This window comes from Saccharopolyspora sp. 6M (assembly GCF_020176775.1).
GTDB lineage: Bacteria > Actinomycetota > Actinomycetes > Mycobacteriales > Pseudonocardiaceae > Saccharopolyspora_C > Saccharopolyspora_C gregorii.
In genome coordinates, this window is sequence record NZ_JAIUJZ010000253.1 from 1 (window position 1) to 11,755 (window position 11,755).

Consider the following 11,755-nt stretch of genomic DNA (forward strand, 5'->3'; position numbering starts at 1 on the left):
GTGCGGGGGAGGGCGGTCCGGAACTCGACGTGGCGGGGGAGCTTGAAGTTGGCGAGGTGCTCGCGGCAGTGCGCCAGGACCTCCTCGGCGGTGAGCCGGTGGCCGGGGGCGGCGACCACGTAGGCCTTCCCGACCTCGCCGAGGCGGGCATCGGGCACGCCGACCACCGCGGCCTCGGCGACGCCGGGCAGCCGCGCGATCGCCTGCTCGACCTCGGCCGGGTACACGTTGAACCCGCCGCAGACGTACATGTCCTTGAGCCGGTCGGTGATGGTGAGCCTGCCCGCGCGGTCCACCCGGCCGAGGTCGCCGGTGTGCAGCCAGCCGTCCGCGTCGACGGCGGCGCGGGTCTGCGCCGGTTCGTCCCGGTAGCCGAGCATCGTGTTCGGGCCGCGCAGCAGCACCTCGCCGACCTCGCCGGTGGGCAGGGCGCGGCCGTCGGCGCCCGCGATGCGCAGTTCGAAGCCGGCGGTGGGGCGCCCGCAGGTGGTGGCGACCACCGCGTCGTCGTCCTCCGGGCGGCACATGGTCGCGACCACGGCCTCGGTCAGCCCGTAGGCGGTGAGCACGGTGTCGAAGCTGAGCTCCCGCTGCATCCGCTCCACCAGCACCCGCGGCACCGAGGCCGCACCGGTGACGGCCAGCCGCAGGCTGGAGAGGTCGTGCTCGGCGCGCGCCGGATCGTCCAAGATGGACTGGTAGACGGTGGGCGGCCCGGGCAGCACGGTGATCCGCTCGCGGTGCACCAGTTCCAGCACCGCGCGGGTGTCGAACACCGGCACCGGCACGATCGCCGCCCCGCGCAGCAGGCACACCAGGATGCCCGCCTTGTAGCCGAAGCTGTGGAAGAACGGGTTCACCACCAGGTACCGGTCCGCCTCGTCGACGCGCCCGCAGGTCGCCCACGCGTCGGCGACGGCGAGAGCCTGGCGGTGCGCGCTGAGCACGCCCTTGCTGCGCCCGGTGGTCCCGGAGGTGTAGAGCAGGTCGCTGGGATCGGTGCCGCGCACCCGGGCGGCGGCCTCGTCCACCCGGTCGGCCGGGAGCGAGCGGTCACCGGCCTCGGCCCAGTCCGCGCAGCGCGGCAGCGGTGCCGCGGCGCCCTCCACCGGGATGCGCAGGACCGTGCGCAGCGCGGGCAGGCCGGACACCGGGGTGCCGGTCGGCTCCCCTCCCTGCGCGCGCAGCTCTCGCAGCCGGTCCCGCCCGAGGAAGGTGTCGGCCACCACCAGTGCGCTCGCCGAGCTGCGCACCAGCACATCGCGGGTCTCGGCCGCGGTGAACCGGGTGTTGATCGGCACCAGCACCGCGCCCACGTGCAGCGCGGCCAGCGCCGCCACCACCCAGTGCCCCGTGTTCGGCGAGTTCAGCGCCACCCGGTCCCCGGCCCGGACGCCTTCGGCGAGCAGGAAACCCGCCAGCTCGCGGACCTGCTCGCGCAGCTCCCGGAAGGTCAGCCGCAGCGCCGGATCGACGACGGCGGCGCGCTCGGCGAACCGCTCGGCGGCGAGGTCGAGGGCGGCGGGCACCGTCTCCGGGACGTCCACGGCCTCAGATCCGCTCGATGATGGTCCCGGTGGACAGGGCGCCGCCCGCGCACATCGTGATCAGCGCGGTGCTCGCGTCCCGCCGTTCCAGTTCGTGCAGCGCGCTGGTGATCAGCCGGGACCCGGTGGCGCCGACCGGGTGGCCCAGCGCGATGGCGCCGCCGTTGACGTTCACCCGCTCCAGGTCGGGCCGGTGCACCGCGGCCCAGGACAGCACGACGGAGGCGAACGCCTCGTTCACCTCGAACAGGTCGATGTCGCCGATCTTCATCCCGGACCGCTCCAGCACCCTCGCGGTGGCCTGCACCGGCCCGTCCAGGTGGTAGTACGGCTCGGCACCGACGAGGCACTGCGCGACGATCCGGGCCCGCGGGCGCAGGCCGAGCGCGGCGGCCCGGTCGGCGTCGGCGAGCAGCACCGCGGCGGCGCCGTCGGAGATCTGCGAGGCCGTGCCCGCGGTGTGGAATCCGGCGTCCAGCACGGGTTTCAGCCCGGCGAGCGCTTCCGCGCTGGTCTCGCGCAGTCCCTCGTCCCGGGTGACCAGGTGGGTGCCGCCGTCGGGGGCGGGGGCGCGGGTCGGCACGATCTCGCGGGCGAACCGGCCTTCGTCCCAGGCGGCGCGGGCGAGCCGTTGCGAGCGCAGCCCGAACAGGTCCACCTCGGCGCGGTCCAGGCCGCGCCGTTCGGCGATGCGGTCGGCGGCCAGGTACTGGTTCGGCAGGTCGAGGTCCCAGCTGTCGGGGCGCGGCCGTCCCGCCTCGGTGCCGATGTTGGCGCCCAGCGGCACCCGGCTCATCGCCTCCACGCCGCAGGCGATGCCGACGTCCACGGCACCGGTGCTGATCAGCCCGGCGACCAGGTGCGCGGCCTGCTGGGCCGAGCCGCACTGGGCGTCGACGGTGGTGCAGCCGGTCGTCTCGGGCAGGCCCGCGTGCAGCCAGGAGGTGCGGGTGATGTTGCCGGCCTGCGCGCCCGCCTGGGTGACGCAGCCGCCGACGACCTGCTCGACGAGTTCCGGGGCGAGGCCGGCCCGGTCGAGCAGGCCGCGCTGGGCGGTCCCGAGCAGTTCCGCGGGGTGCAGGCCGGAGAGCGCGCCCCGGCGCCTGCCGATCGGAGTGCGTGCCGCGTCCACGATCACCGGAGTGCCCACCGTTCGTCTCCCTTCGGCATGAACGACCGGAAGTTTCAATGTAGAACTTGTTCTCGTTATCGACAAGGTCGTGCCGCAGGGGCGCGTCGTAATGGGGCAGAGTCCGGACGCACCGCGTGATCATCACTGTTACGGGGGTTTACTAACCAGATCGGATGTGGTTCGCTTCACATAGAACAAGTTCTCTTTCGTGGACTCGTGTCTCCGTGCGGCCCGCAGGAGGTTGCCAGTGGTCTGCCCCCACATCCCGCCCGGCTTCGACTTCACCGACCCCGACCTCTACGCCGAACGGCTGCCCATGCGCGAGTTCGCCGAACTCCGGCGCACCGCACCGGTGTGGTGGAACCCGCTGCCCCGCGGCAAGGCCGGCTACGACGACGAGGGCTACTGGGTGGTGAGCAGGCACGCCGAGGTCAAGGAGGTCTCGCGCCGCAGCGACGTGTACTCCTCCTGGGAGAACACCGCGATCACCCGCTTCACCTCCGAGATGAACCGCGAGCAGATCGAGATGCAGCGGTTCATCCTGCTCAACATGGACCCGCCCGAGCACACCAAGCTGCGCGGCATCGTCGCCCGCGGCTTCACCCCGCGCGCCATCAACGGCCTCCGCGACGCGCTGCGGGAACGCGCCGAACGCATCGTCGAGACCGCGCTCACCGGCAGCACCGGCGACTTCGTCACCGACGTCGCCTGCGAACTCCCGCTGCAGGCCATCGCCGAACTGCTCGGGGTCCCGCAGGAGCACCGGAAGAACATCTTCGACTGGTCGAACCAGATGATCGCCTACGACGACCCCGAGTACTCCATCGACCCGGCCGCCGCCGCCACCGAACTGCTCGGCTACAGCATGGGCATGGCCGAGCAGCGCCGCGGCTGCCCGATGGACGACATCGTCACCAAGCTCGTGCAGGCCGACGTGGACGGGCACGCGCTCAACGACGACGAGTTCGGTTTCTTCGTGCTGCTGCTCGCGGTCGCGGGCAACGAGACCACCCGCAACGCCATCACCCACGGCATGCTCGCCATGCTCGACCACCCCGAGCAGTGGGAGCTGTTCAAGGAGCAGCGCCCCGCCACCACCGCCGACGAGATCGTGCGCTGGGCGACCCCGGTGATGTCCTTCCAGCGCACCGCGCTCGCCGACACCGAGCTGAACGGGGTGGCGATCGGGCGCGGCGAGCGGGTCGCGATGTTCTACAGCTCCGCCAACTTCGACCCCGAGGTCTTCGACGAACCGGAGCGCTTCGACATCACCCGCGACCCCAACCCGCACGTCGGGTTCGGCGGCACCGGCGCGCACTACTGCCTCGGGGCGAACCTGGCCCGGCTGGAGATCGACCTCATCTTCCAGGCCATCGCCGACCGGATGCCCGGCATCGCCAAGGCCGGCGAACCCCGCCGCCTGCGCTCCGGCTGGCTCAACGGCATCAAGGAACTCCAAGTCCGCTACCGCTGACCCGGCGCGCGCACCGCCCGCCTTCGAACCTGCCAGGTGGGTCGTGTCGTTTTCCTGTCAGCGGCGAAGCCGCTGAGCGGAGACCACCTGAGCAACGGGACCACCCGCGGGTTCTCAGCGGCTTCCTCGCGAGGACAGCGTTTTCGCATGTGGCGGAGCCACCTGCGAAAACGATCCCGCAGCGAGGAAGCCGCTGAGGTTCCGCCACCCGAGTGCTACCCGAACCGAGCACCACTAACGAACACGGGCGCGGAGGCCGTCGAGGACGAGGTCGAGGCTCTGCTCGAAGTCGGCGTGGCCGCCCGGCTCGCGGTCGATGGCCCCCGCGCTGGCGGCCTGCAGCGCGGTCTGCTCCTCGTTGGTGTGGCCGAAGACGAGGTGCAGGAAGGTGCGGGTCGCGATGTCGACCAGCTCGGCGGGCAGGCCCCCGTCGGCGAGCGCGGTCCGCAACCTGCCCGCCGGTTCGTCCTCGCCGAGGCCGAAGGTGTGCGCGGTGGCGACGACTTCGGCGCCGTCGCGGTAGGCGAGCATCGCGTCGCGCAGTTCGGTGCAGATCTCCACGACCCGGGCGTCCCACCGCCGGGCGCGGTGCGGCCGCCGCCCGCGGCGCACGATCTCGTCGGCGACCGCGGCCAGCAGCGTCTGCTTGTTCGGCACGTGGTGGTAGAGCGCGCTGGGTTGCACGCCGAGTTCGACGGCCAGCCGCCGCATGGTCAGCGATTCGAGCCCGTACTCGTCGAGGACCGCGAGGGCGCGGTCGATGACGTCGCCGCGGTGGTAGCGCACCCGGTTCCTCCCGTTTGACGGTCCTACCCCTCCAGTCTAACCTGAACGCCGTTCACCTGAACGGTGTTCAGGTCGCCGACCTCTGGAGCAGCGATGACCAGCGACTTCGATGGGCTCGCCGACGCGATCCTCGCGGGCAGCCCGGCCACCCCCGACGACGCGCTCGCGGTGCTGCGCGCCGCCGACGCCGAGCTGCTGCACGTGGTGGCCGCCGCGGGCCGGCTGCGCCGCGCGCACTTCGGCAACACCGTGAAGGTCAACTACCTGGTGAACCTGAAATCGGGGCTGTGCCCGGAGAACTGCAACTACTGCTCGCAGGCGCTCGGTTCCAGCGCGCCCATCCTCAAGTACTCGTGGCTGTCCCAGGACGCCGCGCTCGACCAGGCCGCGGCGGGCCTGCACGGCGGCGCCTGCCGGGTGTGCCTGGTCGCCTCCGGGCGCGGACCGTCCGACCGGGACGTCGACAAGGTCGCCGACCTGGCGGGCGCGCTGAAGCGGCAGCACCCGGACGTGGAGGTCTGCGCCTGCCTCGGGCTGCTCAAGGACGGCCAGGCGCAGCGGCTCAAGGACGCCGGGGTCGACGCCTACAACCACAACATCAACACCGCCGAGAGCCACCACGCCGAGATCGTGCAGACCCACACCTACGCCGACCGGGTCGACACCGTGCAGCGCGCGAAGGACGCCGGGCTCTCCCCCTGCTCCGGGCTGATCGCCGGGCTCGGCGAAACCGACGAGCAACTGGTCGAAGCGCTGTTCGCGCTGCGCGAGCTGGACTCCGACTCGATCCCGGTGAACTTCCTGATCCCGTTCGACGGCACCCCGTTCCAGCACACCTGGGACCTCACCCCCACCCGCTGCCTGCTGGTGCTGGCGATGGCGCGGTTCGTGTGCCCGGACCGGGAGATCCGCATCGCGGGCGGCCGCGAGCTGCACCTGCGGTCGGTGCAGTCGATCGCGCTGCACCTGGCGAACTCGATCTTCCTCGGCGACTACCTGACCTCCGAGGGGCAGGAGGCGGAACGGGACCTGGAGCTGATCCGCGACGGCGGGTTCGTGGTGCTCGGTTCCGAGCAGGACCTCGCGCAGCGGGCCGAACCCGCGATCCGCCGCCGCGGCGCGGGCACCGACGTGCTGCCGAACGCGTGACCGCGGCCGGCGGCGCGCTGCTCCGGCAGGACCGGGCGCAGCTGTGGCACCCGTACTCCTCGATGACCGATCCGGCGCCGACGCGGCTGGTCACCGGCGCGGCGGGCAGCAGGATCACCCTGGACGGGATCGGGCCGGTGGTGGACGGGATGTCCTCCTGGTGGTCGGCGGTGCACGGCTACCGGCACCCGGTGCTGGACGAGGCGGTGCGCCGCCAGGTCGATCGGATGTCGCACGTCATGTTCGGCGGCCTCACCCACGAACCGGCGGTCGAACTCGCCGGACGGCTCGTGGAGCTCACCGGGCTCGACCACGTCTTCCTCGCCGATTCCGGTTCGGTGGCGGTGGAAGTGGCGATGAAGATGGCGTTGCAGCACCAGCGCGGCACCGGGCGGCCCGGCCGGAACCGGTTCCTCACCGTCCGCGGCGGCTACCACGGAGACACCTTCGACTGCATGAGCGTGTGCGATCCGGTGGGCGGCATGCACTCGATGTGGTCCGGGCTGCTGCCGCCGCAGGTGTTCGGCGACCGGCCACCGGATCACGACGCCGAGGTTCCGGCGTGGGCGCAGCGGTTCCGGGCGCTCGCCGCCGAGCACACCGACCGGCTCGCCGGGCTCGTCGTCGAACCGCTGCTGCAGGGCGCGGGCGGGATGCGGCCGTACTCCCCCGCCTGCCTGCGGGTGTTCCGGGAGGTCGCCGACGAGCACGGGCTCGTGCTGATCTTCGACGAGATCGCCACCGGGTTCGGGCGCACCGGGCACTTCTTCGCCGCCGACGCCGCCGGGGTGCGCCCGGACGTGGTGTGCGTCGGCAAGGCGCTCACCGGCGGCTACCTGTCGCTGGCCGCGGCGGTGTGCACCACCGAGGTGGCGCGGGGCGTGTCCGCCTCCGAGTCGGGGGCGCTCATGCACGGCCCGACGTTCATGGGGAACCCGCTGGCGTGCGCGGTCGCCTGCGCCTCCCTGGACCTGCTGTCCACTTCGGACTGGTCGGCGCAGGTGCGGCGGATCGGCGCGGGATTGCAGGCGCTGCACCGGATTCCGGCCGCCGAGGTGCGGGTGCTGGGCGCGGTCGGAGTAGTGCGGCTGGACCACCAGGTGGACGTGGCGCGGGCGACCGAGGCGGCGCTGGCGCACGGGGTGTGGCTGCGGCCGTTCCGGGACCTGATCTACACCATGCCGCCGTACGTGTGCGACGACGCGGACATCGCGGCCGTGTGCACCGCCATCGCCGCCGCGGCGGAGGCGGGATGAGCGGCTGGGACGGCTGGCTCGCCGCGCAGCGGGCCGAGCGGGAGCGCGCCGGGTTGCAGCGCGAGCTGCGGCCGCGGCCGGCCGACGACGAGCTGCTGGACCTCGCGGGCAACGACTACCTGGGCCTGCGCCGCCACCTGGAGGTGCGGCGCGCCGCCGCCGCTGCCGGCTGGGAGTGGGGCGCAGGCTCGGGCGCGTCGCGGCTGGTCACCGGCACCACGACGCTGCACGCCGAACTGGAGCGGGAGCTCGCCGGCTTCACGGGCCGGGAATCGGCGCTGGTGCTCTCCACCGGCTACCAGGCCAACCTGGCCGCGGTCACCGCCCTGGCCGGGAAGGACGCGCTGGTCGTCTCCGACGCGCACGCGCACGCCTCGCTGATCGACGCCGCGCGGCTGTCCCGGGCGGCGATCGAGGTGGTGGCGCACAACGACGTGGCCGCGATCCGCGCGGCGCTGGCCGCGGCCGGGTCGCGGCGGGCGCTGGTGCTCACCGAATCGATCTTCTCGGTGCTGGGGGACGCGGCGCCGCTGCCGGAACTGGCCGCGGTGTGCGCCGAGCACGACGCGCTGCTCGTCGTCGACGAGGCGCACGGCCTCGGCGTGGCCGGGAGCGGCGGGCGCGGACTGGTGCACGCGCACGGACTGGCCGGGCACCCGCACGTGGTGCTGACCGCGACGCTGTCCAAGTCGTTCGGCGCGATGGGCGGCGCGGTGCTCGGCTCGGCCGCGCTGGTCGACCACCTGGTCAACCGGGCCCGCCCGTTCATCTTCGACACCGCGCTGGCACCGGCGCCGACGGCAGGGGCACTGGCCGCGCTGCGCGTGCTGCGGCGGGAGCCCGAGCTGCCGTCGCTGGTCCACCGGCGGGGCGCGGAACTGGCCGCGCGGCTCGGCGTGCCGCCCTCGGCGGGCGCGGTGCTGTCGGTGCCGATGCCGTCGCCGCGGTGCGCGCTCGCCGCGCAGGCCGCGGTGCTGGCCGCCGGGGTCCGCGTCGGGTGCTTCCGGCCGCCGTCGGTACCGGACGGGGTGTCCCGGCTGCGCGCCACCACCTCCGCCGCGCTCGACGACGCGGACTGGTCGCGCGCGGTCGACGTGCTCGCCCGGGTCGTCGACGAGCAGCGCGCGGCAGGGCGGCGGACCGCGTGATCACCGTGGTGACCGGGACCGACACCGGGGTCGGCAAGACCGTGACGACCGCGGCGCTCGCCGCCCGCTCCGGGCCGGGGACGCTCGTGGTGAAACCCGCGCAGACCGGGGTCGGCACCGACGAACCGGACGTGGACGTGGTGCGCGCGCTCGCCGGATGCGCGGTCGCCGAGCTGGTGCGGCTGGCCGACCCGCTCGCACCGGACACCGCGGCCCGGTTGCGCGGCGCGGAGATCCCGCCGGTGGCCGCGCACGCCGACCGCATCCGCGAGCTCGCCCGCGCGCGCGACCAGGTGATCGTGGAAGGGGCCGGCGGGGTGCTGGTGCGCCTCGACACCGCGGGCGGCACGGTGCTGGACCTGGCCGCCGAGCTCGCCCGGGACCACCCGGTGCGGGTGGTGCTGGTGACCCGGCTGGGCCTGGGCACGCTCAACCACACCGAGCTCGCGGTCGGCGCGCTGCGCTCCCGCGGCCTGGATCCCGTCCTGGTGCTCGGTTCGGTGCCCGCCGAGCTCGGCCAGGCCGAGCGGTGCAACCTCGCCGAACTTCCCCGCGTCACCGGAGCCCCCGTCGTCGGCGCACTCCCCTCGGGCGCCGGGAACCTCCCGCCGGGCCGCTTCCGCCACCTCGTCCCCACCTGGTTCACCGGGTGACCGGCCCTCGCGGCGGAAGCCGGTGCGACGTCAGCCGTTGACGAGACCGCCGTCGACGACGAGGTTCTGCCCGGTGACCGCGCGGGACCACCGGGAGGCGAAGAACAGCACCGCGTCGGCGAACTCCGCCGGGGTGACGACCCGCCGCAGCGGGGTGCTCGCGGCGATCCCGTCGAAGACCGCGGCGGGCGTGGCGGCGCTGGCGTCGGTGGTGCGCAGCAGCCCGCCGGAGACCATGTTCACCAGGATCCCGTCCGGGCCGAGGTCGGCGGCGAGGGTGCGGGTCAGCGACAGCAGCGCGGCCTTGCCCGCCGTGTAGTCGTGGTAGGGCACCACGGGGTGCTGGAACAGGTTGGTGCCGATGTTGACGATCCGGCCGCCGCCGCGTTCCCGCATCCCCGGCAGCGCGGCCTGGGCGACGTGCAGCGCGCCCCGGACCGTGCCGTCGAACTGCGCGGCGAACTCGTCCCAGCGGATCCGGTCCGCCGGGGAGCGCTGGTCGCCGTTGAAGGAGAAGTCGGCGAGCGCGTTGTTCACCACGGTCCCCACCGGCGCGCCGAAGTGCTCCCGGCCGGCGGTGAACAGGTCGGCGACCTGCCGCTCGTCGGTGACGTCGGCCCGCACGGCCAGCGCCCGGTCCGAGCCGATGCTCGCGGCGAGCTCCTCCGCCGCGTCCCGGCTGCGCCGGTAGTCGATCAGGACGCGGGCGCCCTGCTCGGCGAACGCCCGCACCAGGGCGGCCCCGAGCCCGCGCCCGCCACCGGTGATGAGCACCGGCTCGTCGACGATCCCCGCACTGCTCATGACCCTCCCGTCGGTGCGTCAGTCCACTTCGGCCGGACCGGTGAACTGGGCCCGGTGCAGCCGCGCGTAGGCGCCGCCCGCCGCGACCAGTTCGTCGTGGGTGCCCTGCTCGACGATGGCGCCGCGCTCCATCACCAGGATCACATCGGCGTCGCGGATGGTCGACAGCCGGTGCGCGATGACGAACGCGGTGCGGCCGGTCCGCAGCGTGGCCATGGCGCGCTGGATCAGGGCCTCGGTGCGGGTGTCCACCGAGCTGGTCGCCTCGTCGAGGATGAGGATCGCCGGGTCCGCGAGGAACGCGCGAGCGATGGTGATCAGCTGCTTCTCCCCCGCGCTGACCCCGGTACCCTCGTCGTCGATGACGGTGTCGTAGCCGTCCGGGAGGCTGCGGGCGAAGTGGTCGACGTGCGCGGCCTTCGCGGCGGCCACGACCTCCTCGCGGGTGGCGTTCTGCTTGCCGTAGGCGATGTTCTCCGCGATGGTGCCGCCGAACAGCCAGGTGTCCTGCAGCACCATGCCGGTGGCGGCGCGCAGCCGTTCCCGGGACATGGCGCTGGTGTCCTCGCCGTCGAGGGTGATCCGGCCACCGGTGATCTCGTAGAACCGCATCAGCAGGTTGACCAGCGTGGACTTGCCCGCGCCGGTGGGACCGACGATGGCGACGGTGGCACCGGGTTCGGCGACCAGCGACAGGTCCTCGATCAGCGGTTCGGCCGGGTCGTAGCGGAACGCGACGTGCTCGAACTCGACGCGGCCCCGAGGGCGTTCGGTCTTCGGCGCCAGGTCCGGGGACGGGTCCTGCTCGGGCGCGTCGAGCAGCGCGAAGACCCGTTCGGCGGAGGCCAGGCCGGACTGCACCAGGTTCGCCATGCTCGCGACCTGGGTGAGCGGCTGGCTGAACTGCCGCGAGTACTGCACGAACGCCTGCACGTCACCGATGGTCAACGCCCCGGCCGACACCCGCAGCGCGCCGACGACGGCGACGAGCAGGTAGTTCAGGTTGCTCAGGAACATCATGCTCGGCTGGATCACGCCGGACAGGAACTGCGCGCGGAACGAGGCCTTGGTCAGCGCCTCGTTGCGCTGCCGGAAGATCTCGGCGGCTTCGCGGCCGCGGCCGAACGCCTTGATGGTGGCGTGCCCGGTGTACATCTCCTCGACGTGCCCGTTGAGCTCGCCGGTGCTCTTCCACTGCGCCGCGAACTGCGGCTGCGCGCGCTTGCCGATCAGGATGGTGACCAGCGCCGAGATCGGGATGCTGACCAGGGCGAACACCGCCAGCAGCGGGGAGATGAAGAACATCACGGCCAGCACGCCGAGGATGGTCAGCACCGAGGTGATCACCTGCGAGAACGTCTGCTGCAGCGACTGCCCGACGTTGTCGATGTCGTTGGTGACCCGGCTGAGCACCTCGCCGCGGGACTGGCGGTCGAAGTGGCTCACCGGCAGCTTCGCCAGCTTCTCCTCCGCGTCGCGGCGCAACCGGCTGGCGGTGCGCTGCACGGCGCCGTTGATCAGCCGGGCTTGGGCGACGCCGAACAGCCAGGAGCCGAGGTACACCCCCAGCGCCACGAGCAACACGGTGCCGACGGCCCCGAAGTCGACGCCGCCACCACCGACCCCGCCCGCGACGACGAGGTCGGTGGCCTTCCCGAGGTAGCGGGGTCCGAGGACGCTGAGCAGCACGCTCACCACGGCCAGCACCAGCACCGCGTCCAGCAGCGGGCGTTCGGGCCGCAGCAGCCCGAGCAGGCGGCGGCCCGCGGTGGCGAACCCCTCCGGCCGGTTGGCGCCCGGTGATCC

General features: G+C 73.3%; 10 protein-coding genes. 5 read left to right on the forward strand and 5 right to left on the reverse strand.

The genetic code is table 11. The features are described from left to right. The coding region (locus LCD31_RS26410) for a FadD3 family acyl-CoA ligase (protein ID WP_224962459.1) at positions 1-1,547 on the reverse strand (1,547 nt) is incomplete at its 3' end. Positions 1,548-1,551: 4 nt separating this feature from the next. After that, positions 1,552-2,697: a steroid 3-ketoacyl-CoA thiolase gene (locus tag LCD31_RS26415; RefSeq protein ID WP_224962461.1), complete on the reverse strand. Its 1,146-nt coding sequence runs from the start codon at positions 2,695-2,697 to the stop codon at positions 1,552-1,554. Positions 2,698-2,926: 229 nt separating this feature from the next. Here LCD31_RS26415 and LCD31_RS26420 point away from each other — a divergent pair, with 229 nt between their 5' ends. Then, positions 2,927-4,153: a cytochrome P450 gene (locus LCD31_RS26420; RefSeq protein ID WP_224962463.1), complete on the forward strand. Its 1,227-nt coding sequence runs from the start codon at positions 2,927-2,929 to the stop codon at positions 4,151-4,153. A 234-nt stretch (positions 4,154-4,387) separates the two neighbouring features. Here LCD31_RS26420 and LCD31_RS26425 read toward each other — a convergent pair whose 3' ends face one another. After that, positions 4,388-4,939, reverse strand: coding sequence for a TetR/AcrR family transcriptional regulator C-terminal domain-containing protein (locus tag LCD31_RS26425; RefSeq protein ID WP_224962465.1), 552 nt, complete (start codon positions 4,937-4,939; stop codon positions 4,388-4,390). 93 nt (positions 4,940-5,032) lie between these two features. Between LCD31_RS26425 and bioB the strand changes: the two genes are divergently transcribed. Genes bioB through bioD form a run of 4 tightly spaced genes read left to right on the forward strand, consistent with a single transcriptional unit; the run spans position 5,033 to position 9,145 of the window. Further along, on the forward strand, positions 5,033-6,088 hold the full coding sequence (gene bioB / locus LCD31_RS26430; RefSeq protein WP_224962467.1) for a biotin synthase BioB: 1,056 nt from the start codon (positions 5,033-5,035) through the stop codon (positions 6,086-6,088). Further along, positions 6,085-7,344: an adenosylmethionine--8-amino-7-oxononanoate transaminase gene (locus LCD31_RS26435; protein WP_224962469.1), complete on the forward strand. Its 1,260-nt coding sequence runs from the start codon at positions 6,085-6,087 to the stop codon at positions 7,342-7,344. Before bioB ends, LCD31_RS26435 begins: the two co-directional genes overlap by 4 nt. Next, positions 7,341-8,492 (forward strand): 8-amino-7-oxononanoate synthase, encoded by a 1,152-nt coding sequence (locus LCD31_RS26440; RefSeq protein ID WP_224962471.1) that lies wholly within the window; start codon positions 7,341-7,343, stop codon positions 8,490-8,492. The genes LCD31_RS26435 and LCD31_RS26440 overlap by 4 nt, the downstream gene beginning before the upstream one ends. Before the next feature lie 8 nt (positions 8,493-8,500). Then, positions 8,501-9,145 (forward strand): dethiobiotin synthase, encoded by a 645-nt coding sequence (gene bioD / locus LCD31_RS26445; protein WP_224962473.1) that lies wholly within the window; start codon positions 8,501-8,503, stop codon positions 9,143-9,145. A gap of 30 nt (positions 9,146-9,175) precedes the next feature. Here bioD and LCD31_RS26450 read toward each other — a convergent pair whose 3' ends face one another. Together LCD31_RS26450 and LCD31_RS26455 are read right to left on the reverse strand one after the other, a co-directional pair. Continuing rightward, positions 9,176-9,949 (reverse strand): 3-oxoacyl-ACP reductase, encoded by a 774-nt coding sequence (locus tag LCD31_RS26450; protein WP_224962475.1) that lies wholly within the window; start codon positions 9,947-9,949, stop codon positions 9,176-9,178. Between the two features lie 18 nt (positions 9,950-9,967). Beyond that, the coding region (locus LCD31_RS26455) for an ABC transporter ATP-binding protein (protein ID WP_374201685.1) at positions 9,968-11,755 on the reverse strand (1,788 nt) is incomplete at its 5' end.

Coding starts and splice junctions, on each gene's coding strand:
- LCD31_RS26450 (WP_224962475.1), bottom strand. CDS start 9,949: ATGAGCAGTGCGGGGATCGTCGACGAGCCGGTGCTCATCACCGGTGGC.
- LCD31_RS26440 (WP_224962471.1), top strand. CDS start 7,341: ATGAGCGGCTGGGACGGCTGGCTCGCCGCGCAGCGGGCCGAGCGGGAG.
- bioB (WP_224962467.1), top strand. CDS start 5,033: ATGACCAGCGACTTCGATGGGCTCGCCGACGCGATCCTCGCGGGCAGC.